Origin of the sequence: Tropicimonas sp. (assembly GCF_047971885.1) — a bacterium.
Classification (GTDB): Bacteria; Pseudomonadota; Alphaproteobacteria; order Rhodobacterales; family Rhodobacteraceae; genus Tropicimonas.
On record NZ_JBKEAE010000071.1, the window covers coordinates 1 to 21,206 of the forward strand.

The 21,206-nt window shown below is 66.3% G+C and carries 18 protein-coding genes; 11 read left to right on the forward strand and 7 right to left on the reverse strand.

What is annotated here, in order from left to right; all coding sequences use genetic code 11:
* The 6 genes from ACK5IR_RS07120 to ACK5IR_RS07145 all read left to right on the forward strand — a co-directional run.
* Positions 1-925, forward strand: a 925-nt coding sequence (locus tag ACK5IR_RS07120; protein ID WP_416927335.1) for an amidophosphoribosyltransferase, incomplete at its 5' end; no start/stop codon positions are given.
* Positions 926-1,210: 285 nt separating this feature from the next.
* Positions 1,211-1,462 (forward strand): hypothetical protein, encoded by a 252-nt coding sequence (locus tag ACK5IR_RS07125; protein ID WP_416927337.1) that lies wholly within the window; start codon positions 1,211-1,213, stop codon positions 1,460-1,462.
* Between the two features lie 48 nt (positions 1,463-1,510).
* Positions 1,511-2,164, forward strand: a complete 654-nt coding sequence (locus tag ACK5IR_RS07130; RefSeq protein ID WP_416927339.1) for an SDR family NAD(P)-dependent oxidoreductase — start codon at positions 1,511-1,513, stop codon at positions 2,162-2,164.
* A gap of 108 nt (positions 2,165-2,272) precedes the next feature.
* A complete protein-coding gene (gene surE / locus ACK5IR_RS07135) occupies positions 2,273-3,061 on the forward strand; it encodes a 5'/3'-nucleotidase SurE (RefSeq protein WP_416927341.1) in 789 nt (262 codons plus the stop codon).
* Positions 3,058-3,699, forward strand: coding sequence for a protein-L-isoaspartate(D-aspartate) O-methyltransferase (locus ACK5IR_RS07140; RefSeq protein WP_416927343.1), 642 nt, complete (start codon positions 3,058-3,060; stop codon positions 3,697-3,699). Before surE ends, ACK5IR_RS07140 begins: the two co-directional genes overlap by 4 nt.
* Positions 3,700-3,775: 76 nt before the next feature.
* Positions 3,776-4,939 carry a peptidoglycan DD-metalloendopeptidase family protein gene (locus ACK5IR_RS07145; RefSeq protein ID WP_416927345.1) on the forward strand — a complete coding sequence of 388 codons (1,164 nt, stop codon included), beginning with the start codon at positions 3,776-3,778 and terminating at the stop codon, positions 4,937-4,939.
* A gap of 412 nt (positions 4,940-5,351) precedes the next feature.
* Here the strand turns inward: ACK5IR_RS07145 and ACK5IR_RS07150 are convergent, their stop codons facing one another.
* The 5 genes from ACK5IR_RS07150 to ACK5IR_RS07170 all read right to left on the reverse strand — a co-directional run bounded on the left by ACK5IR_RS07150 (position 5,352) and on the right by ACK5IR_RS07170 (position 9,061).
* A complete protein-coding gene (locus ACK5IR_RS07150; RefSeq protein WP_416927347.1) occupies positions 5,352-6,212 on the reverse strand; it encodes an ATP-binding protein in 861 nt (286 codons plus the stop codon).
* On the reverse strand, positions 6,212-7,084 hold the full coding sequence (tatC, locus tag ACK5IR_RS07155; protein ID WP_416927349.1) for a twin-arginine translocase subunit TatC: 873 nt from the start codon (positions 7,082-7,084) through the stop codon (positions 6,212-6,214). The genes ACK5IR_RS07150 and tatC overlap by 1 nt, the downstream gene beginning before the upstream one ends.
* A gap of 10 nt (positions 7,085-7,094) precedes the next feature.
* Complete coding sequence (tatB, locus tag ACK5IR_RS07160) at positions 7,095-7,589, reverse strand: Sec-independent protein translocase protein TatB (protein ID WP_416927351.1); 495 nt, start codon at positions 7,587-7,589, stop codon at positions 7,095-7,097.
* A 23-nt stretch (positions 7,590-7,612) separates the two neighbouring features.
* Complete coding sequence (locus ACK5IR_RS07165; protein WP_416927353.1) at positions 7,613-7,837, reverse strand: twin-arginine translocase TatA/TatE family subunit; 225 nt, start codon at positions 7,835-7,837, stop codon at positions 7,613-7,615.
* A 126-nt stretch (positions 7,838-7,963) separates the two neighbouring features.
* The gene (locus ACK5IR_RS07170; protein WP_416927355.1) at positions 7,964-9,061 is read right to left on the reverse strand and encodes an ABC transporter ATP-binding protein; all 1,098 of its coding nucleotides are present in this window, start codon (positions 9,059-9,061) and stop codon (positions 7,964-7,966) included.
* Positions 9,062-9,224: 163 nt separating this feature from the next.
* Between ACK5IR_RS07170 and ACK5IR_RS07175 the strand changes: the two genes are divergently transcribed.
* Both ACK5IR_RS07175 and ACK5IR_RS07180 read left to right on the forward strand, forming a co-directional pair.
* On the forward strand, positions 9,225-11,042 hold the full coding sequence (locus tag ACK5IR_RS07175) for an ABCB family ABC transporter ATP-binding protein/permease (protein ID WP_416927357.1): 1,818 nt from the start codon (positions 9,225-9,227) through the stop codon (positions 11,040-11,042).
* A gap of 126 nt (positions 11,043-11,168) precedes the next feature.
* Positions 11,169-12,074, forward strand: a complete 906-nt coding sequence (locus tag ACK5IR_RS07180) for a hypothetical protein (protein ID WP_416927359.1) — start codon at positions 11,169-11,171, stop codon at positions 12,072-12,074.
* An 82-nt stretch (positions 12,075-12,156) separates the two neighbouring features.
* Here ACK5IR_RS07180 and ACK5IR_RS07185 read toward each other — a convergent pair whose 3' ends face one another.
* Both ACK5IR_RS07185 and ACK5IR_RS07190 read right to left on the reverse strand, forming a co-directional pair.
* A complete protein-coding gene (locus ACK5IR_RS07185; protein WP_416927361.1) occupies positions 12,157-15,861 on the reverse strand; it encodes an efflux RND transporter permease subunit in 3,705 nt (1,234 codons plus the stop codon).
* A 43-nt stretch (positions 15,862-15,904) separates the two neighbouring features.
* On the reverse strand, positions 15,905-17,179 hold the full coding sequence (locus ACK5IR_RS07190) for an efflux RND transporter periplasmic adaptor subunit (protein WP_416927363.1): 1,275 nt from the start codon (positions 17,177-17,179) through the stop codon (positions 15,905-15,907).
* A 299-nt stretch (positions 17,180-17,478) separates the two neighbouring features.
* On the opposite strand from ACK5IR_RS07190, the gene ACK5IR_RS07195 reads away from it, so the two are divergent.
* The 3 genes from ACK5IR_RS07195 to der all read left to right on the forward strand — a co-directional run bounded on the left by ACK5IR_RS07195 (position 17,479) and on the right by der (position 21,063).
* Positions 17,479-18,141: a tetratricopeptide repeat protein gene (locus ACK5IR_RS07195; RefSeq protein WP_416927365.1), complete on the forward strand. Its 663-nt coding sequence runs from the start codon at positions 17,479-17,481 to the stop codon at positions 18,139-18,141.
* A gap of 69 nt (positions 18,142-18,210) precedes the next feature.
* Entirely contained in the window at positions 18,211-19,539 is a 1,329-nt protein-coding gene (locus ACK5IR_RS07200) for a PQQ-binding-like beta-propeller repeat protein (protein ID WP_416927367.1), read from the forward strand.
* A gap of 57 nt (positions 19,540-19,596) precedes the next feature.
* Entirely contained in the window at positions 19,597-21,063 is a 1,467-nt protein-coding gene (gene der / locus ACK5IR_RS07205) for a ribosome biogenesis GTPase Der (protein WP_416927369.1), read from the forward strand.
* Positions 21,064-21,206 lie beyond the last annotated feature (143 nt).

A 21,206-nucleotide genomic window follows, 5' to 3' on the forward strand; every position in this document is an offset into this window, starting at 1 on the left:
GGTCGCCATGACCCGCACCAAGTTGATCGGCGTGCGTGACCCGCTGGGGGTGCGGCCGCTGGTTCTGGGCCGGATCGGCGACGGCTGGGTGCTGAGCTCCGAAACCTGCGCGCTCGATATCATCGGCGCCGAATTCGTGCGCGAGGTCGAACCGGGCGAAATGCTGGTGATCACCGTCAACGAAGGGGTGCGCAGCCACAAGCCGTTCGAACAGCGGCGCCCGCGCTTCTGCATCTTCGAACACGTCTATTTCTCGCGCCCCGATTCGATTCTGGGCGGCCGCTCGGTTTACGAGACCCGCCGCCAGATCGGGGTGGAGCTTGCGCGCGAGGCGCCGGTCGAGGCCGATCTGGTCTGCCCGGTGCCCGATTCGGGCACGCCCGCCGCCATCGGGTTCAGTCAGGAAAGCGGCATTCCCTTTGCCATGGGGATCGTGCGCAACCAGTACATGGGGCGCACCTTTATCGAGCCGACCGAACAGATCCGCAACATGGGCGTGCGGCTGAAACTGAACGTGAACCGCGCCCTGATCGCCGGCAAACGGGTGATCCTTGTCGACGACAGCGTGGTGCGCGGCACCACAAGCCGCAAGATCAAGGAAATGATCCTTGATGCCGGTGCGGCCGAGGTGCATTTCCGCATCGCCTCGCCGCCGACGGCCTGGCCCTGTTTCTATGGTGTCGACACGCCCCAGCGCGAAAAGTTGCTGGCGGCGACCATGTCCGAGGACGAGATGCGCGAACATCTGGCGGTGGACAGCCTGAAATTCATCTCGCTCGACGGTCTCTACCGTGCGGTCGGCGAGGCCGGCGGCCGTGACCCGAGCGTGCCGCAATACTGCGACGCCTGCTTTTCGGGTGAATATCCGGTGGAGCCTGCCGACATGGTGGAACGCGGCTTCAAGCTGAAGACCGCCGCCGAATAGAAAGCGATGCCGCCATTGTGAAGGCGGGCCGGCCCCGCAGGCGGTGCGATTCGCGGATTGTTGCCGCCGGGGAATGGCCCGCCGGCGGAATTTCACCACGGCGGCCTGTCGCGTGATCGGGTGACTTTCGAAGCGACGGTACGGCTGATATCGCCGCTGCCGATCCGAGTGCCGGCCATATCACGGCGATCTTCGATCTTGTGTTTCCTGCCCGGTGTCGGTGAGCCGTCGCAACTCCGCATGCGGTGTTTCGGCGGTTTGCGCCGGGCGCAATCGGGGATGTCCATGTCCGAAAACGCTACCGTTGCCGAGGCGGCAACGCAGAAGAACACCATCGCGCTCGACGAACTTGTCCTGCTGGGTACCTTCGGGACCGACGACGCGCGCACCGCGCTTGTCCGCCACACATCCGGACGGATCGAGAAGGTGGCGCCGGGAAACCGGGTCGGCCGGGCGACCGTCGTCGCGATCGACGCGGATTCCCTGGTGCTGAAGACCGGTTCGCGGACACGCAGGCTTCAGATGCCGCAGGGATGACGCGCGCCGTCGCTTGACGCGGGCGGGCGGGCAGTGCAAGTGCGCCCCATGACCAGACTTGCCCTTGTGACCGGCGCAAGCCGCGGCCTCGGCGCCGCAATGGCTGAGGCGCTTGCACCCGAATATCACGTCCTCGCCGTCGCCCGCACCGTGGGCGGGCTGGAGGAGCTTGACGACCGCATCCGGGCACGGGGCGGCGAGGCGACGCTTGCGCCGATGGATGTGACCGATGACGGCGCGATGCAGCACCTGTGCCGCACTACCTTCGACCGCTGGGGCGGGGCGGATCTGTGGGTGCATACCGCGATTCATGCCGCCGCGCTGACGCCGACGCAGATGGTCGAGGGCAAGGCGTGGGACTCGTCGGTCGCCGTCAACCTCGAAGCGACGCGGCGCCTCATCACCTATGTCTCGCCGCTGCTGGCAGCGCGCGGGGGCAGGGCGGTGTTTCTCGACGACGACCGCGCCGGCCAGCCTTATTTCGGCTGCTACGGCGCGACCAAGGCGGCGCAGATGGCGCTGGCGCGCTCGTGGCAGGGCGAGACGGTGCGCACCGGCCCCGAGGTGGTCATCCTCGAACCCCGGCCCGTACCGACGGCCCTGCGCGCGCGCTTTTTCCCCGGAGAGGACACCGGCGCGCTGACCCCGCTGCGCGAAGAGGGCGCCCGGCTGGTGGCCCGGCTTGCCGGGACGGCGCACTGAAACCGGCGCATCCGCCGGAATTTTCCCCGCTGGCGAGACCGGTCAATCGCACTTGCTTGCCCTGCCGGTAGGGGAGGTCTAAGCAGGGCGCAACGATACGGGGCGATCATGCGCATTCTCATCACCAACGACGACGGGATCAACGCGCCGGGGCTTGCCGTGCTCGACTCCATCGCGCACGAGGTGGCGGGCCCCGATGGCGAGGTCTGGACCGTCGCCCCCGCGTTCGAGCAATCCGGGGTGGGCCACTGCATCAGCTATACCCACCCGACGATGATCGCCCGCATGGGCGAGCGCCGCTATGCCGCCGAGGGCAGCCCGGCCGATTGCGTGCTGGCCGGCGTGCACGACGTGATGCGGGACGCGCCGCCCGATCTGGTGCTTTCGGGGGTCAATCGCGGCAACAATTCGGGCGAGAACACGGTCTATTCCGGCACGGTCGGCGGCGCGATGGAGGCTGCGCTTCAGGGGTTGCCGGCAATCGCGCTGTCGCAGTTCTATGGCCCGGGCAATGCCGGGCTCGACGACGAATACGAGCCCGCGACCCGGCTTGGCGCCGATCTTGTCCGCCGGCTGCTCGACAACGGCATCTGGGACAGCAACGGCGGCTACCGGACATTCTACAGCGTCAACTTCCCGCCGGTTCCGGCGGCCGAGGTCAGGGGGATGCGCGTGACCACGCAGGGGCTCAGGGTGGGCAGCGTGTTTTCGGTCGAGCCGACCAGCGCGCCGAACGGGCGGCGCTTTCTCTGGGTGCGTGGCAGCCGCCAGGACGTGCGGACCGGTGCCGGAACCGATGTCGAGGCCAATCTCGACGGCTATATCTCGGTCACGCCGATGCGCTGTGACCTGACCGCCCACGACCGGATCGAAACGCTCAGGGCGGCGCTGGAATGAGCTGGTCGGCGGAGCAGACAATGCAGTTCCTGTTTTCCCTGCGCTCGCACGGGGTGACCGACCCGCGCGTGCTGACGGCGATGGAAAAGATCGACCGCGGCCGCTTCGTGCAGGGTGTCTTTGCCGATCGCGCCTACGAGGATTGCCCGCTGCCGATCATCTGCGGGCAGACCATCAGCCAGCCGTCCATTGTCGGGCTGATGACGCAGGCGCTCGAGGTGAGCCCGCGCGACAAGGTGATGGAGCTTGGCACCGGCTCGGGCTATCAGGCGGCGATCCTGTCGCAGCTTGCGCGCAGGGTCTATACTGTCGAGCGCTACAAGCGGCTGCAAACCCAGGCGCAGGCGCTGTTCGACGATCTGGGGCTGACCAATATCATCACCTTTCTGGCCGATGGCAGCCACGGCCTGCCCGATCATGCGCCGTTCGATCGCATCCTTGTCACCGCAGCCGCCGAGGACCCGCCCGGGCCGCTCTTGGCGCAATTGCGCATAGGGGGTATCATGGTGTTGCCCGTCGGCCAGTCCGATGCGGTCCAGACACTGATCCGGGTCCGGCGCACCGAGACCGGATACGAATACGAGGAACTGTGTCCGGTCCGCTTCGTGCCGCTGGTCGAAGGGCTCGGACGGGAATGAGACCGGCCAGCATGCGATTGCCGGAGGCCCGGCGCAAGCCCCGAAAAGAGGGCACGGATTTGAGGAGTGAGAGTAGATGCGTCGAATTCTGATCCTTTGTGCCGGCTCGCTGGCTCTTGCCGCCTGCGAGAACCGTACGTTCGATCTCGACATGCGGGGCCTGGGCAAGGGCTTCAACACCGCTGAATCGGTGAATGTGCAAACCGCGCAGCGGCCCCAGCCCGATGCGCGGGGCGTGATATCCTATCCCAGTTATCAGGTTGCGGTGGCCCAGCCCGGCGACCGGGTGGCCAATATCGCAAGCCGTGTCGGAGTGCCGGCCGACGAGCTTGCGCGCTATAACGGCATCCCGATGGAAACGGTGCTGAACGCGGGCGAGTTGCTCGCCCTGCCGCGCCGGGTGGCGACCGCGACCACAGCCACCGTTGCGGCGCCGGGGGCGGTCGATGTCCAGACGCTTGCCGGCAACGCGATCAGCCGTTCCGGCGGATCGAGCGCGCCGACACCGGCGGGCACCGTACAGGCCGGCAAGGAGCCGGTGCGCCATCAGGTGGCGCGGGGCGAAACCGCCTATTCCATCGCGCGGCTCTATGGCGTCTCGGTGAAATCGCTGGCCGACTGGAACGGGCTCGGGGCCGACATGACGGTTCGCACCGGTCAGTACCTGCTGATCCCCGTGGTGGTCGGCGCGGCTGCGCCACCGGTCGAGACCGCGACCACTACCACCGCGCCGGGTGTCGGCTCGCCGACCCCGCTGCCGCCCAGTTCGACCGCGCCGCTGCCCGACGAAAAGACGGTGCCGCCGGCGAAACAGACGGCGGCTGCCAAACCCGAGGGTGCGCCGGCCTCGCCCAACCTGGGCGCGCAGGCGACGGCGGCCTCGGCATCGAATGCGCGCATGGTCACGCCGGTCTCCGGCAGCATCGTGCGCGACTTCCGCAAGGGCAAGAACGATGGTATCGACATTTCGGCCACCCCGGGCGCGAGCGTCAAGGCCGCCGATGCCGGAACCGTCGCCGCCATCACCAAGGACACCGACAACGTGCCGATCATCGTGATCCGCCACGATGGCGGGGTGCTGACGGTCTATGCCAACGTCGATGGCGTTCAGGTCAAGAAGGGCCAGCGCGTCGGTCGCGGCGAGTCGATCGCCAGGGTGCGCGGCGGGGATTCGTCTTTCCTGCACTTCGAAGTGCGCGAAGGCGTCGACGCGGTGGATCCGTCGACCTATCTGAAATAGCCGGCTCCGGGCGCCGATCCGGGCGAGGCGGACTGAAACCGCCGGTGCGTTGCGCCGGCGGCTTTTTCTGATATCCGCGCCGACAGTGCGGTCATGCCAACGCCATTGGGGCCGACCGTTCGCAACGTCGGCGATGCGGACGAAGCTGCCGTTCGAATGGCAGCCCGGCCCGGAACAAGGGGCGCCAGCCCCGCCGGGCCAGCGGCCGACCGCCCGCACGGGCGGCCGCTTCCTCGCTGTCGCGCACCGAACGGGCGTTCGGTGTGACGGCACGATAAAGTGAAGACCGCCAGCGTAGCAGCGGCCCCCCGCGGTCGTCCGCCGGCCCGGCTCCGCGCTCATGATTTTTGTCACAATGGGCTCAATGCCGTCTTTCGGCGGTGAACCGGACCGGTCTTCGGGGCTGCAGGAATCAGGTGCCGAGCGCGATTCCATGCCGGCCGGCAAGGTCGGTGAAGAACTGCCAGGCGACCCGACCGGAACGGGCACCGCGTGTTGCCTGCCACTCGATGGCTTCGGCGCGCAGGGTATCGGCGTCGATCTTCACGCCAAAGGCATCGCAATAGCCGCGGATCATGGTGAGATATTCGTCCTGCGAGCAGGGATGGAAGCCCAGCCACAGCCCGAACCGGTCGCTGAGCGAGACCTTTTCCTCGACCGCCTCGGAGGGATTGATGGCGTTCGAGCGCTCGTTCTCGATCATGTCGCGCGGCATCAGGTGGCGCCGGTTCGAGGTGGCGTAGAACAGAACGTTCTCCGGCCGCCCCTCGATCCCGCCGTCGAGCACCGCCTTGAGCGACTTGTAGTGCTGATCGTCGTGGCTGAACGACAGGTCGTCGCAGAACAGAAGGAAACGAACCGCCGGCGCCGCGCGCAGCAGGGTGAGCAGCCGTTGCAGGCTGGGCAGGTCTTCGCGCTGCAACTCGACGATCTTCAGATTCCCGCCGCGTGCCCTGACCTCGGCATGCACGGCCTTCACCAGGCTAGACTTGCCCATGCCGCGCGCGCCCCAGAGCAGGGCATTGTTGGCCGGCAGACCGCGGGCGAAGTGAAGGGTATTTTCGACCAGCGTGTCGCGTGCCCGGTCGATGCCGACAAGAAGCGGCAGGGCGACGCGGTTGACCCGCGCCACCGGGACGAGCCGGTCGGGTGAGGTGTGCCAGACAAAGGCCTCGGCCACGCTGAAATCGGGCGCCTGTGCCGGCGCCGGGGCGATACGTTCCAGCGCCGAGGCGATACGGTCCAGTTCTTCGGCGGTAAAATCGGTTGGCATCAGGTGCTTTCGGCCTCGTCGTCGTCGAGCAGGCCCATGGCGCGCAACTCTGCGTTGCGCCGCCGCTCGACCCGCGCCACGAGGAAGATCGACACCTCGTAGAGCGAATAGACGACGCTGAACAGGATGACCTGCGTTATCACATCGGGCGGCGTGACCAGCGCCGCCAGCGTCAGGATGCCGACAATGGCGTATTTGCGCACCCCCTTGAGCCCCTCGGTCGATACCAGCCCCGCCTTGCCCATCAGCGTCAGCAGCACCGGCAACTGGAAGCAGATGCCGAAGGCGAGGATGAAGCGCAGCGACAGATCGAGGCTTTCGCGCACCGAGCCGAGAAAGATCGTGCGCAATTCGTCGCTTTGCGCCGCCTGCGGAACCTCCTCGCCGGTAAGGATCGCGGCAAGTGTCGGGATCGCATCGGAAAAGCCGATGAAGAAGTTCATTGCCAGCGGTGTAACCACCAGATGCGCAAAACTCGCCCCGATCAGGAACAGGATGGGCGAGGCGACGAGGAAGGGCAGAAAGGCGTTCTTTTCCGACCGGTAGAGCCCCGGCGCCACGAACCGCCACATCTGGTAGCCGATATAGGGAAAGGCGAGCGCAAGACCGAAGACGATCGAAATCCGGATGAGGACGAAGAACTTCTCCTGCGGGGCGGTGAAGATGAGCTGCGGGCTTTCGCCGCGCCGGCGCAGGATCTCGGCGATCGGCTCGACCATCGTGTTGAGGATCGGTTCGGCAAAGAAGAAGCAGACGCACATGGCGACGAAAAACGCCATCACCGAGCGGATCAGCCGGGTGCGCAGCTCGGCAAGGTGTTCGATCAGCGGTGCCGAGGTATCGTCGATCTCGTCGTCGGGGCGTTCGCTCATGAAAGCTCGCTCATGCCTTGTCCGCGCCGGTATCGGCGGGTGCCTCTGCGGGCGCGGCCCGCTCGGCCGCTTCTGCCTCCAGCGTTGCGGCCGCGCGTGCGGCCGAACTTTCGCGCAGCTTGCGGGTCGCTTCGGCGCGTTCTTCGGCCAGTTTCTGCGTTTCGGGGCCGCGCGGGCGCGGCGGTGTTGCCGCGGCTTCGTCGGCCACCTCGTCGTCCTCGCCAAGCGGATCGAATTTCAGATCGTCGAGGCTGGTCGCCTTTTTCAGCGCATCCACGCCCATCGCCTTCGGGCTGGTCATGTTGCGCAAATCCTTCGAGACCTCGCGGACGCCGGATTCCTCGGCGGCCTCTTCCATCGCGCGGGTGAATTCGCGCGCCATGGCGCGCAGGCGCGCGGTGAACCGGCCGAGGTTGCGGAACATCACCGGCAGGTCCTTCGGCCCCACCACGATCAGCGCGACAACACCGATCAGCAGCAGTTCGCTCCATCCGAGATCAAACATCGCGGTTCAGCCCGGCCAGGGGCTCAGGCCTTGTCCTTCTCGGTCTTTTCCTCGGGGGTCACGTCGCGCGCGGCGGTCGCCGACTTGTCCTCGATCTCTTCCTTGCCCTCGGCCACGCCGCGCTTGAAGGCGGTGATGCCCTTGCCGACCTCGCCCATCAGCGACGAGACCTTGCCGCGCCCGAACAGCACAAGCACGACGACAGCGATGAGGATAAGGCCGGGAATGCCGATGTTTCCAATTCCCATCTTCTTCTCCCTGAAGGGGCCGGCACCGATGTGCCCACGCCCCGAGTTGCAACCGTTCGGCACTATGTATGAGTTTCCCCGATGACTTCAAAGCCCCAAAACCGCAGGCAGGTGCGGAAAAAGGGGCTACAGACCGCCGGTGGCACGATCCGCCGGAAAGACGAAGCAGCGGTCGCGGCGCAGGGTCAGCCACAGCGGCGTTCCCGGTCTGGGCAGGAAAACCGCCGGTACCGTGGCCTTGAGCAGCGATGCATCGTAATCCATGCGAAATTCGACCAGACTTTCGCGCCCCATGAACCGCGCCCGCTCGACGATACCGCGCGCTGCCACACCGTCGGATGCGGTCGGTCCGGGGCCGCGCCCCTGCCGGTCGAAGTCGATGCGCAGGTGCTGCGGGCGGATCACAATTTCGACAGCGGCACCGTCGGCGTGGCCGGGCGTCAGGAACTGGCCGAACGGCGTATCGGTCAGCGCCCCGCGCGAGATGCCCCTGACGACGTTGATGTCGGAAAAGAATGCGGCGGCGGCGCGATCGACCGGGTTGTTGTAGATGTGATAGGGCGCGCCCTGCTGAACGATGCGGCCGGTACGCATCAGCGCGATCTCGTCGGCCATGCGCATCGCCTCGTCCGGCTCGTGCGTGACCAGCAGGACCGAGGTGTTCTCCTCCTTGAGCAGGCTCAGCGTGCGGTCGCGGATATCGTCGCGCAGCCGGTTGTCGAGCCCCGAGAACGGCTCGTCCATCAGCATGATCGCCGGGCGTGGGGCAAGGGCGCGTACCAGCGCCACCCGCTGCTGCTCGCCGCCCGAAAGCTGGTGCGGATAGGTATCGATGAAGCCGTGCAGATCGACCCGCTCCAGCAGATCCTCGACCCGCCTGCGGTTGCCGCGCAACCCGCCATTCAGCCCGAAGGCCACGTTGTCGCCGACGCTCAGGTGCGGAAACAGCGCAAAATCCTGAAACATCAGCCCGATACCGCGCCGTTCGGGCGCAAGGTGGAAGCCGTCGCCCGAAACGACCCGATCCCCGACCAGCACGCGCCCGCTGCTCTGCCGGTCCACCCCGGCAACGATGCGCAGCGTGGTGGACTTGCCGCAGCCCGATGGCCCCAGCAGGCAGGTGACCTGCCCCGGCGCCACCTCGAGCGAGACGCCGGCAACCACGTCGCGCCCGTCGAAGTGGCGGGTTATGGCGTCGATCCGCAGGCGGGGGGGGCTGGGCACGAAGGTCTTGCTCGATTGTTTCGCTCGGATTTTGGCAGCCCTAGCAGCGCGTTCCGGCCGGGGCAAGGGTGGCCGCCGCCGCTGGCCTTTGCGCCGGGCAGCGCCTAGGTTGCGCCGCAGGCAGCACGGCAGACAGCACGGCAGACAGCACGGGGCGCGACCGATGAGTGACGAGATCGAGCGGCAGGAACGGCAGCGCGGGCTTGCCGTCATCCGCAGGGTGATACCCTACCTGTGGCCCGAGGGCGAACCGGAGGTGAAGGTGCGCGTCGTCGCGGCGCTTGTCGTGCTGGTGCTGGCCAAGCTGATCGCGGTGACGACGCCGGTCTTCTACAAGGGGGCGGTCGATGCGCTGGCCGGCGACAGCCCGGGCGGAACCACCATGCTGGCGCTTGGGGCGGTGGGCCTGACCGTCGCCTACGGCCTGGCGCGGATGCTGAACATCGCCTTTCAGGAACTGCGCGACGTGATCTTCGCCCGGGTCGGGCAGGGGGCGCTGCGCAAGCTCGCCCTGCGGACCTTCGAGCATATCCACGCGCTTTCGCTGCGCTATCACATCAGCCGCAAGACCGGTGCACTCAGCCGGATCATGGAGCGCGGGGTCAAGGGCGTGGCCTTTCTGCTGCGTTTCCTGCTGTTCTCGATCGGGCCGCTGGTGCTGGAACTGGTTCTGGTCTGCATCATCATGGCGCGCGTGTTCGACTGGCGTTTCCTGCTGGTTCTGGCGGTGACGATCGTCCTCTATGTCTGGTTCACCCTTGCCATCACCGAATGGCGCGTCCGCATCCGGCGCGAGATGAACGACCAGGACAACGAGGCCAGCCAGCGCGCCATCGACAGCCTGCTGAACTTCGAGACGGTCAAGTATTTCGGCGCTGACCGGCGCGAGGCCGAGCGTTACGATGCCGCGATGGCGGGCTACGAAAGCGCCGCGCTCAAGACCGCCTATTCGCTGGCGCTGATCAATCTGGGGCAGGGGGTGATCATCAATGCCGGGCTGGTCGCGGTGATGGTCATGGCTGCCTGGGGGGTAACGGCGGGAACGTTCACCGTGGGCGATTTCGTCATGGTCAACGCCTACATGCTTCAGATCATCATGCCGCTGAACTTCCTCGGTACGGTTTATCGTGAAATCCGGCAGAGCCTTGTCGACATGGGGCAGATGTTCGACCTGCTCGACCAGCCGGCCGAAATCACCGACAGGCCCGGCGCGGCCGATCTGAAGGTGACCGGCGGTGCGATCGTGTTCGACAACGTGCGTTTTTCCTACGATCCACAGCGGTCGATCCTCAAGGGGGTGTCGTTCACGGTGCCGGCCGGGCACAGCCTCGCCATCGTCGGGCCGACGGGTTCGGGCAAGTCCACCATCGGACGGCTGCTGTTCCGCTTCTACGATGTGGATGGTGGCAGCCTGCGCATCGACGGGCAGGATGTGCGCGCGGTGACGCAGCAAAGCCTGCACCGCGCCATCGGCGTGGTGCCGCAGGATACGGTGCTGTTCAACGACACGATCTATTACAACATCGCCTATGGCCGCCCCGGTGCCAGCCGGGAAGAGGTCGAGGCGGCCGCCCGCGCCGCCGAGATCCACGACTTCATCAGCGGTCTGCCCAACGGCTATGAAACCCAGGTCGGCGAACGCGGGCTGAAGCTGTCGGGCGGCGAGAAACAGCGCGTCGGGATCGCGCGGACGATCCTCAAGGATCCGCCGGTCCTGCTGCTGGACGAGGCGACCTCGGCACTCGATACCCGGACCGAGCAGGATATCCAGGCCAGCCTGAAACGGATGGGCCGGGGGCGCACCGTCATCATGATCGCCCACCGGCTTTCGACCGTGGTCGAGGCCGATCAGATCGTCGTGCTCGACTATGGCGAGGTGGTGGAACGCGGCAGCCACGCCGACCTGCTGGCCGAACATGGCCGCTATGCCGCGATGTGGGCGACGCAACGGGCCGAGGAAAGCGGGGTGGACGCGGCATGAACCGGCCGTTGCCGGAGCCGTGTTGATTTGACGCAAGGTCAGATATATCCTGCGGCGGAGCGGGTATGTCTTTCGGACGTGGTGCCATGATCGGGCATCCGCGCCGGAGTGCGGAGGATTGCATGCATGTCCGACCCCCATCCTGCCGACCAGCAGATCGCATCGCCATTTCAGAAATTCCGTTCGTTTTCCAGCGAGCATCCGAATTTGGTTGCGCTTCCCGTTCTGGCGATCTGGTGCGGCTATAACACCTGGGCGGCAGGGCGCGGCGCGCCCGGTTCGGGGCCGTTCGGGTATGCCGGTTCGATCTACGATACCTTTCGCCGTTCGGTCGCTTCTCCGTACCTGCCGCCGCAGGGCGCCAGTATCAGCCTGCTCGAAAGCCAGAAGCGGAACATCCGGAACGCGGCGAAGGACGAGGTGGCGCGGCGGCTACCCTATTTGCAGACCGCGATGCAGATTTACAGCCCCTCTCCGGCGCCCTTTATCAGGCCGACGATGGCCAACACGGTAACCGGCGTAAGGTCTATGTTCGTGTTTTCATTCATCTCCGAGAAGGAGATTACCCGGATCCTGAGCCGATACGGGATTGACCGGGGGCATCCTGTCAGCAGGGAGGTTGTCGAGCTTGTCGCCTTGCGGCAGCAGGCCGCCAGCCGGCTTTTCACCAGCGGTTCGCTGGCGACCGCGATGAGCCTGATATATACCCCGCCAATTCCCAGCTTTACGAGCTGGATGAACGTACTGAATACGACGAACTACTTTGTCCAGTATTTTGGTCAGCGCACCAATTCCTTTCTCTCGAACGTGGAAAAGCTGAAGCCCGATGCGCGTTTCCTTGTCGAGCGGGAGATGAACAACCTGTTTGCCAGCAAGGTCAAACCGATGTCGGCGCCAATGATAATGTTCTCATGCCTTCTGGGATATGCCGCGGTTACCTATTACGCGATTTCAAGTGCCAAGGACGAACGGGAAAAGCGCATGATCGCCGCGCGGCTGCCCGGATCGCCAGGAAACGGGCAGAACGGATAGACGGAACAGACCATTCCGGGTGACTCTGGCGCTGTTCCGCCGGTTGCCTTCTGCCACCCGCAACCGCGCCGGCAGGATTCGCCTATTCCGCCGCGCGCATTGGCGGGCCGCCGGGTTTTCCGCTCTCGGCAGCCGGCTTCGGATCGGTCAGCAGAAGGGGCGATTGCCCTGATTCCTCGCCGGGTTGCGCCGGCGCCGGCGCCCCATCCCCGGACAGCCAGACAAGCTCGGGCGCGCCCAGCCGCGAGGCGGCGCGGTTCAGGGCGCGGTCCTGCGCCGCCCGGCTGCCGCGCCCCCCGCCAAACGCGCGGATCTGGCGGGACATGCCGTAGGCACCCTTCCAGAACCAGATGCGCAGCGCCAGCATGGCGGGGGTGAAGATCAGCGTCAGCACCGTTGCCGTGCCCAGCCCGAAGACCACCGCGGTGGCAAGCTGCTTCCACCAGAGCGCCGTCGGGCTGTCGAGCGAATAGCCGCCGTTGAAGAAATCGAGACTGATGCCCAGCATCATCGGGGTCAGGCCGGCGATGGTGGTGATCGTGGTCAGCAGCACCGGCCGCAGCCGCTGTTCCGCGGTGCGGACGATGGCTTCGATCCGGGGCATGTACTGGCTGAACTCCTGATAGGTGTCGATCAGGACGATGTTGTTGTTCACCACGATCCCGGCCAGCGCCACGATCCCGGTGCCCGTCATGATGATCGAGAACGGCTGTCCCATCACCATCATTCCGATCAGCACGCCCGAGACCGACAGCACCACCGCCGTCAGCACCAGAAGTGAGTTGTAGAGGCTGTTGAACTGAGTCAGCAGGATGATGAACATCAGGCCGAGCGCGCCGAGGAAGGCATTGATCAGAAAGGCCTGGCTGTCCTCCTGTTCCTCCATGTCGCCGGTCCACTGCCAGCTTACGCCATCGGGCAGGGGCTGTTCGGTTTCCAGCCATCCGGTCAGCAGGGCTATCCGCTCGGTGGCGGTGACCGGCACAGCCGTCAGGCCCTCTTCGCGAATTCTCCCCGCCATCTCGCCGGCGGCGCTATCAGTGCTGACAATCCCGGCGGTTTCGCCCTGCCTGTTCACCAGCCGGACGAGGTTCGGCACCACGTCGGCGCGGACATCGAAGATCCGCTGGCCGTCGACCCGGTCGATCCGGGCCAGTTTCGGCACCGGCTTGCGGGTGATGAAATTGGACAGCGGCACCAGCCCGTCCGCCGTCCGCACCTTCAGCGTGTCGAGCGTCGAGAGCAGGCGGTCGGGTTTGGGCAGGCGGACGCGGATGTCGATCTCCTCGTCCGAGGTCGGAACGCGCATGGTATCGAGCAGAATGCCACGGGTAACCAGTTGCACCATTGCCCCCACCGTCGCGACATCGGCGCCGTAGCGGCCGGCCTTCTCGACATCGACGTCGATCTGCCAGTCGATACCGGGCAGGGGCAGGGTATCCTCGATTCCGGTCACGCCGGGGGTGGCGGCGAATTTGGCCTCGGCGGTTTCAACCGCTTTACGCAGGTCCGCCCAGTCGTTGCCGCTCAGGCGCAGGTGCAGCGGCTTGCCGCCCGCCGGCCCCATGGCGAGGTCGAGCGTTTCGGTGTAGATCCCCGGGAGTTCGGCCAGTTTTTCGGCGAGCCGCGCGAGGACCAGATCGCCGTCGAGATCGGGGCGGTCGCGGCGATCTTCCCAGCGGACCAGTTCGATCTGGATCTGGCCGATGGTGTCGCGCGGGCTCTGCGCGCCGCCTGTGTTGGCGTTCAGCCCCGCGTCGCCGGCCGAGGCGAAGGCGCTCCTGACCCCGGGTTCGGCCAGTATCACCGCTTCGGCCTCGCGCACCAGCGCGTCCTTTTCGTCGAGCGAGAGGTTGCCGCGCGCGCGCACGTAGATCAGCACCTGCTCGGGCTCGGATTCGACAAAGAACTCCACCCCCCGGTTGTGCTGGCCGTAGAGCGAAAAGGTCGATGCCACAAACAGGCCAACCGCGACGACCGTCACCAGCGGCATCACCGGGTTGGCGGTGATGAACCAGACAATTCGCCCGAACGCCGTCCGGCGATGCCCTGCCTCGACCCGCCTGCGCCGCCATTGCGGCTTGGCCGCATCGACGGTGACGGCGGTGGCGAAGGAGCCGAAGAACATCAGCAACAGGCCGATCAGCCGGCCCGCCAGCCCCGGGGCCTCGCCCGGCAGCAGATAGGCGGGATTAAGCACCTGCATCGCACCCAGAAAGATCGCGTACATCGACGGCAGCACCAGCGCCGCCTTCAGCAGCCAGGGCCAGGATCGGATCGCCTCGGCCATGCGATGGAAGCTGCGCGCCAGCCGCCCGGATATGCCGCCCATGACCGGCAGGAACACCAGCGCCACGATCAGCGATGCCGACAGCACGAAGATCAGCGTTATCGGCAGCATGCCCATGAACTCGCCCGAGACGCCGGGCCAGAACAGCATCGGCAGAAAGGCGCAGAGCGTGGTGGCGGTGGAACTGACGATCGGCCAGAACATGCGCTTGGCCGCCTCGACATAGGCGTGCATCGGGCCGGTGCCCGCGGCGATCCGCTTGTCGGCATATTCGACCACGACGATCGCGCCGTCCACCAGCATCCCGACCGCCAGGATCAGGCCGAACATCACGATGTTCGAAATGGCCACATCCGTGATGGCGAGGAAAACGAAGCAGAGCAGGAACGAGGTGGGAATGGCGAAGCCCACCAGCAGCGAGGGCCGCGGGCCGAGCGCCGCCAGAACCACGATCATCACCAGCCCGATAGCGGTCAGCACAGACCCTTCCAGCTGCGTCACCATCGACTGCACCTCGATCGAGCGGTCGTTCGACACGCTGACCTCGATCGCGTCGCGCAGTTCGGGCGGCCATTTGGCGCGTTCGGTGTCGATCGTCTGCCGAACCAGCGCGGCGGTGTCGATGACGTTGTATCCCTTGCGCTTGACCACCTGCAGGGCAACGGTCTTTTCGCCGTTGAAGCGCGCGCTGCCCGTCCGGTCCTCGAAGGTGAGCGATATCGTCGCCAGATCGCCCAGGGTGATCACGCTGTCGCCGTTCACCTTGACCGGCAGCGCGTAGATGTCGCTCGCCTCGTCGAAAGACGAGGGGATCTTGACCGAAAAGGTGCCTTCGGCGGTGTCGATCTCGCCGGCGGCGATCAACTGGTTGTTGTTGACCACCGCGTTGATAAGCTCGCCCGCCGTCACGTTGTAGGATTCGAGCTTCAGCGGGTCGATCGTGACCTCGACCATCTCGTCGCGGTGACCCGAAAGTGCCGCTTCGAGCACCGGTTCCAGCCCTTCGAGCCTGTCCTGCAGCGCGTTGGCGATCCGCAGCAGGGTACGCTCGGGCAGGGGGCCGGACAGGTTGACGATAAGGATCGGAAATTCCGAGAAATTGAACTCGCCCACCGTGTAGTTCTCGGCCCCGGCGGGAAACTTGGATTCCGCATTGGTCATCGCGGCGCGAACCTCGGCGAGGGTCGCCTCCTTGTCCCAGCCGAATTCGAATTCCAGCACCAGATTGGCGTAGCCTTCCACCGCGGTGGCGCTCATCCGGTCGAGCCCGTCGAGATCGGACATCTCGGTTTCCATCGGCTTGACCAGTAGCTTTTCGGCGTCTTCGGCCGAAATGCCGGGGAAGGGAACCGAGATGAAGACTGCCGGAATCTCGATATCCGGCTCGCCCTCTTTCGGCAGGTTGATATAGGTCGCCGCCCCGACGACGATTGCCAGCACGATGATGCCGATGATCATCCGCGTGTGATGCGATGCCCAGTCGACAATGCCGGTCATGGCTGTGCCCGTCCGGCTGCGACCCGGATCATGTACGTCTGGCTCATTGCGAGATCTCCTCGCGATAGGTCACGTCGAGCGGCACGCCTTCGGTCACGTATTCCTGCCCGACCACGATGACGTCGGCTTCCTCCGGCAGCCCGGCGAGCCAGGCGCCGCCGGGTGTGTCGCGCAGGAACGTGACGGGGGCAAAGGCGGCGACGGCGCCCTGTCCGGGATCCTGTCGGACGAGCCGCAGGCCCAGCCGGCCCGAATCGTCGAGCGTCAGTGCCGATTGCGGCAGCAGATGGGCGGATTCGCCGGGCGCCTCGATGGCGATGTCGGCGGTCTGGCCGTCGCGTATCGCCAGATCGGCATTGGGAACCGCTATTTCGACGCGGAAGGTGCGCGTCAGCGGATCGGCCGACCGCGACAGGAAGGTGACGGTGCCGTGAACCTCGGTGCCGGAAACCAGCCGCGCCCCGGCGCGCGCGCCGACCGTTACCTTTTCGACCCGGGTTTCGGGAACGAATCCGACCAGTTTCATCGGGTCGAGCTGGATTACCGTTGCGCAGGCCGCGCCGGCCTGCATCAGCGAGCCGAGCTCGGCCGTGTCGGTTTCCAGCACGCCGGCGAAGGGGGCCGCGATGGTCAGGCGGTCGATCTCCTTTTCGGCGACCGCCACGCTGGCGGTGGCGGCCTCGACCCCGGCGGTGGCCGATTCGAGCCCCGACCGGGCCGATTCGATGCTTGCCCGCGCCGACGATACCGCCGCGCGTGCCGCGGCGACCCGGGTTTCCGAGGCATATCCCCCCTCGATCAGCTTGCTGGCGGCGTTTTCGTTGATCTCGGCCTCGGTCAGCAGGGCGTTGGCCTCGGTCATACGGGCCTCGGCCAGCGGCAGGCTGGCGCGGGCCTCGGCCAGCCGCGCCTGCGCCTCGGAAAGCTGCGCCAGACGGGTTCCCGGATCGATCCCGCACAAGACCTGACCGGCATCGACCATCGTTCCCTTGCGCAGCGGTTCGGAAACGATGGTGCCGGCGGTTTCCGCCATCACCGTGACCTCGCGCAGCGCTTCGGTCGTTCCCCGGACCAGAACCGCGTTGTCGATCACGTCGGCGGCCGATTTCATCGCCACGATGGATACCCGTTTTGGGCCAGTCTCTTCCGCGACGCTCTGGCTCTGCTCCGCTGCGGCGCCGGTCTCGGCTGCGGTCTCGGCCCCGGTCTCGGCTCCGCGCGCGGCTCCGGCGAAGCGCATGACCGCATCCCGCTGCATCACCAGCAAATAGACCGCCCCTGCCGCCAGAAGGGCCAGCAGTATCGAAAACACTCTCATCGCCCGAACCTCGAAATTCTCGTTTTCGTGTGCATTTATACCCGACTTGTCGATCAAGATGTACAAACGACAGGTTTACACTGTCCACAGCGGTTTGACCCCGGCGAGATCCGCCCTTCGGGTGGCAGCGGCAGGTTAGCTGCGTCGCCTTGCCACCGCAACCTCGCGCCACCGTCCCGGTGGCAGGGAACCGCCGCCGGCGGGTATTGGATTCGGGCGGATATTCAGGATAAGAGGAAGCGACCGGCCGTGCTGGCAATCGCGCGGGCCGGAGGATGTTGCATGGGACGCGCAGACGCATGAGCCACGAAGCTGATTCATTTATCGACGAGGTGACCGATGCCGTGCGCCGCGACCGGTTGTTCGCCACCCTGCGGAAATACGGCTGGATCGGGATTCTGGCGGTGGTGATCATCGTCGGCGGCGCGTCGTGGAACGAATGGCAGAAGGCGCAGCGCGCTGCGCGGGCAAGCGCGCTCGGCGATGCCATCCTTGCGGCGTTGCAGAACGAGTCGCCCGCCGAGGGTGCCATCGCGTTGCAGGAAATTCCGGCGCAGGGCGCGGCGTCCAGCGTGGTCAACCTGCTCGTCGCCGCAGACGAGCTTGCCGCCGACGACCCCTCGGCAGCGGCGGCGACGCTTGGTGCGGTGGCCGGCAACAGCGAGCTTTCGGCCACGCTCAGCGATCTGGCGGCGTTCAAGCTGGTGATGATGGGCGAGCACGGCGTCGATGCGGACGTTCGCGCCCAGCTTCTCGACCGGCTCGCCCGGCCTGGCGCGCCCTACCGCAATCTGGCGCTCGAGCAGAAGGTGGTCGATCTGGCCGCGGCGGGCGATACCGAGGCCGCCGTGGCGGCGGCACGGGCATTGTTGCAGGAGCCGGGGCTGACGCAGGCGCTGGTGAACCGGGTTTCGCAGTTGATTGTTGCCCTTGGTGCCGATATCGCGGAAGGGGCGGGCTGAAAGGCTGTGGCAAGGCCCTGAAATGGGCCGAAAACCCAGGCTTCGGCGCTAAGGACGGGGGACAGGTTCGTGAAGGCATTTGCAAAGACAATTGGACTGGTTGCACTGGCATTGCTGGTGGCGGGATGCGCCCGCGACAAGCCGCTGCCGGGCGAACGTATCGCCGTGCGCGACGCGCTGACCGATGGAAGCACGGTTGCCGGTGCCGGTGAATATCAGGGGCCGCGCGACGTTCCGTTTTCCGCGCCGCGCGCCGTCAACCTTTCCTCGTGGACGCATCGCGGCGGTTCGGCGCTTCACCGCGTCGCCCATCCTGCGCTCAGAAGCGCCCCGGTGCTGATCTGGACCGCGGATATCGGCGGCAAGGAGACCCGCAAGGCGCGGATCACCGCCGACCCGGTGGTCGAGGCGGGCCGGATCTTCACACTCGATTCCCACAGCCTCGTGATGGCCCATTCGACGGCGGGCGCGGCGCTCTGGTCGCGCAGCCTCGTTCCCGGCTCCGACCGTGGTGGCGACGTGTCGGGCGGCGGCCTGGCACTGGGCGCGGGCAAGCTGTTCGTGACAACGGGTTTTGGCGATATCTACGCACTCGCCCCGCAATCGGGCGCCGTTCTGTGGCGCCAGAAGTTCGATGCGCCGGTATCGGGTGCCCCGACCGTTCAGGGCGATCTCGTCTATGTCTCCAGCCGCGACGGTCGCGGTTTTGCGGTCAACGTGGGTGACGGGCGCCTCGAATGGGAGGTGCAGGCCAGCCCGTCGCGCTCGGCCGCCGTCAACGGCGCCGGCCCGGCGGTGACCGGCCGGCATGCGATTTTTCCCTTCTCCTCGACCGAGCTTTTCACCGCGTTGCGGCTCAGCGGGCTGCGGGTCTGGTCCGATTTCCTTGCCGGAAAGCGGCGTGGCTATGCCTTTGCCGGCGTGACCGATATCGCCGCCGATCCGGTGGTTGCCGGTAACACGGTCTATGCCGGATCGCCCTCGGGACAGACCGCCGCCTTCGATATCGACAGCGGAGAGCGGCTTTGGAGCGCCAGTGAGGGCGCCATGGGTCCGGTCTGGGTGGATGGCGGATCGGTTTTCGCGGTCAACGATATCCAGCAACTGGTGCGGCTGAATGCCTCGACCGGCGAGGTCATCTGGAAGATCGACCTGCCGCGCTTCAAGAACAAGCGCCCGCGCCGCTATCGCGATGTCTATGCCCATTATGGCCCGGTTCTGGCCGGGGGGCGGCTGATCGTGGCGTCGGACGACGGCTATCTCCGCAGTTTCGACCCGCGCAACGGCGCCCTGCTGGGGGCGATCGAAATGCCCGGCGGTGCGACGACCAGCCCGGTGATCGTCAACGGCACGCTCTATATCGTCACCAGAAACGGAAAACTCGCGGCTTTCCGTTAGGCGGGCCGCGGTGTAAAGGGGCGCTTTCGCCCCGAATCCCGCAAGCGCGAGCCCGAGATGAGCTTTACCCTGGCCCTGGTGGGCCGCCCCAATGTCGGCAAGTCGACCCTGTTCAACCGCCTTGTCGGCAAGCGTCTGGCGCTGGTCGACGACCAGCCCGGTGTGACGCGCGACCTGCGCGAGGGCGAGGCGCGGCTCGGCGATCTGCGCTTCACGGTGATCGACACCGCCGGGCTGGAGGAGGCCACTGACGAAAGCCTTCAGGGCCGCATGCGGCGGCTGACCGAGCGGGCGGTCGGCATGGCCGACGTGAGCCTGTTCATCCTCGACGGGCGCGAAGGCGTGACCCCGGCCGATCAGGTGTTTGCCGACATCCTGCGCCGCAGGTCGGCCCATGTGCTGCTGGCGGTCAACAAGGCGGAAAGCAACGCCAGCGAAGCGGGCGTCTACGAAGCCTACAGCCTCGGGCTGGGCGATCCGATCCGCATTTCGGCCGAACACGGCGAAGGCATGTCCGATCTGCATGCCGCACTGATGCCGCTGGCCGACGGTTTTGCCGAACGTGCTCTGGACGCGGCGCCAGAGGTCGATGTCGATCTGCCCGAGGATGGCGAGGAGGGTGGGGAAGCGGCGCCGGCGATCACCCGCTCCCGGCCGCTTCAGGTGGCGGTGGTGGGCCGGCCCAATGCCGGAAAATCAACCCTGATCAACCGGATCCTCGGCGAAGACCGCCTGCTGACCGGCCCCGAGGCCGGCATTACCCGAGACGCGATATCCCTGCCGGTCGAGTGGGACGGCACGCCGATGCGCATCTTCGATACGGCGGGTATGCGCAAGAAGGCCAAGGTTCAGGAAAAGCTTGAAAAGCTGTCGGTTTCCGACGGGCTGCGCGCGGTGAAATTCGCCGAGGTCGTGGTGGTGCTGCTGGATGTCGGGGTGCCCTTCGAACAACAGGACCTGCGCATCGCCGATCTGGCCGAGCGCGAGGGGCGGGCGGTTGTCGTGGCGGTTAACAAATGGGATCTCGAGGACGATAAGCAGGGCAAGCTTGCCGAACTGAAGGAAGCTTTCGAGCGGCTGCTGCCGCAACTCAAGGGCGCACCGCTGGTCACTGTCTCGGCCACGACGGGGCGGGGCCTCGACCGGCTGCACGGGGCGATCCTGCGTGCCTACGAGGTCTGGAACCGCCGGATTACCACGGCGAAGCTGAACCTCTGGCTGGCGGGCATGATGGAAGCACACCCGCCCCCCGCGCCGCAAGGCAGGCGGATCAGGCTGCGCTACATGACCCAGGTCAAGACCCGCCCGCCGGGGTTTGTCGTCATGGCGTCCTATCCCGAAAAACTGCCGGAAAGCTACAAGCGATATCTGGTCAACGGATTGCGCGAGGATTTCGACATGCCGGGCACGCCGATCCGGCTGACCTTCCGCAGCCAGGCGGACAAGAATCCCTACAAGGGGCGCAGGAAATCCACCCCGTCCCGGCTGCGCAAGCATACCGGCAAGAAGCCGCACGGTACCTGAGGGAGAATGCCGGGTCGACTATCCCGGCAGGATTTCCAGTTCCTGTGCATCGGTGAGTTCCCCGGGGCTGACCGCGCCGCTCGCGTCGTAGTCGATCTCGTCGAACAGGTCTTTGCTCGGTTCCGGACAGGCGACCCGAAGTT

Coding starts and splice junctions, on each gene's coding strand:
- ACK5IR_RS07165 (WP_416927353.1), bottom strand. CDS start 7,837: ATGGGAATTGGAAACATCGGCATTCCCGGCCTTATCCTCATCGCTGTC.
- ACK5IR_RS07140 (WP_416927343.1), top strand. CDS start 3,058: ATGAGCTGGTCGGCGGAGCAGACAATGCAGTTCCTGTTTTCCCTGCGC.
- der (WP_416927369.1), top strand. CDS start 19,597: ATGAGCTTTACCCTGGCCCTGGTGGGCCGCCCCAATGTCGGCAAGTCG.
- ACK5IR_RS07125 (WP_416927337.1), top strand. CDS start 1,211: ATGTCCGAAAACGCTACCGTTGCCGAGGCGGCAACGCAGAAGAACACC.
- ACK5IR_RS07190 (WP_416927363.1), bottom strand. CDS start 17,179: ATGAGAGTGTTTTCGATACTGCTGGCCCTTCTGGCGGCAGGGGCGGTC.
- ACK5IR_RS07130 (WP_416927339.1), top strand. CDS start 1,511: ATGACCAGACTTGCCCTTGTGACCGGCGCAAGCCGCGGCCTCGGCGCC.
- ACK5IR_RS07175 (WP_416927357.1), top strand. CDS start 9,225: ATGAGTGACGAGATCGAGCGGCAGGAACGGCAGCGCGGGCTTGCCGTC.
- ACK5IR_RS07145 (WP_416927345.1), top strand. CDS start 3,776: ATGCGTCGAATTCTGATCCTTTGTGCCGGCTCGCTGGCTCTTGCCGCC.
- surE (WP_416927341.1), top strand. CDS start 2,273: ATGCGCATTCTCATCACCAACGACGACGGGATCAACGCGCCGGGGCTT.
- tatB (WP_416927351.1), bottom strand. CDS start 7,589: ATGTTTGATCTCGGATGGAGCGAACTGCTGCTGATCGGTGTTGTCGCG.
- tatC (WP_416927349.1), bottom strand. CDS start 7,084: ATGAGCGAACGCCCCGACGACGAGATCGACGATACCTCGGCACCGCTG.
- ACK5IR_RS07195 (WP_416927365.1), top strand. CDS start 17,479: ATGAGCCACGAAGCTGATTCATTTATCGACGAGGTGACCGATGCCGTG.
- ACK5IR_RS07185 (WP_416927361.1), bottom strand. CDS start 15,861: ATGACCGGCATTGTCGACTGGGCATCGCATCACACGCGGATGATCATC.
- ACK5IR_RS07150 (WP_416927347.1), bottom strand. CDS start 6,212: ATGCCAACCGATTTTACCGCCGAAGAACTGGACCGTATCGCCTCGGCG.
- ACK5IR_RS07180 (WP_416927359.1), top strand. CDS start 11,169: ATGTCCGACCCCCATCCTGCCGACCAGCAGATCGCATCGCCATTTCAG.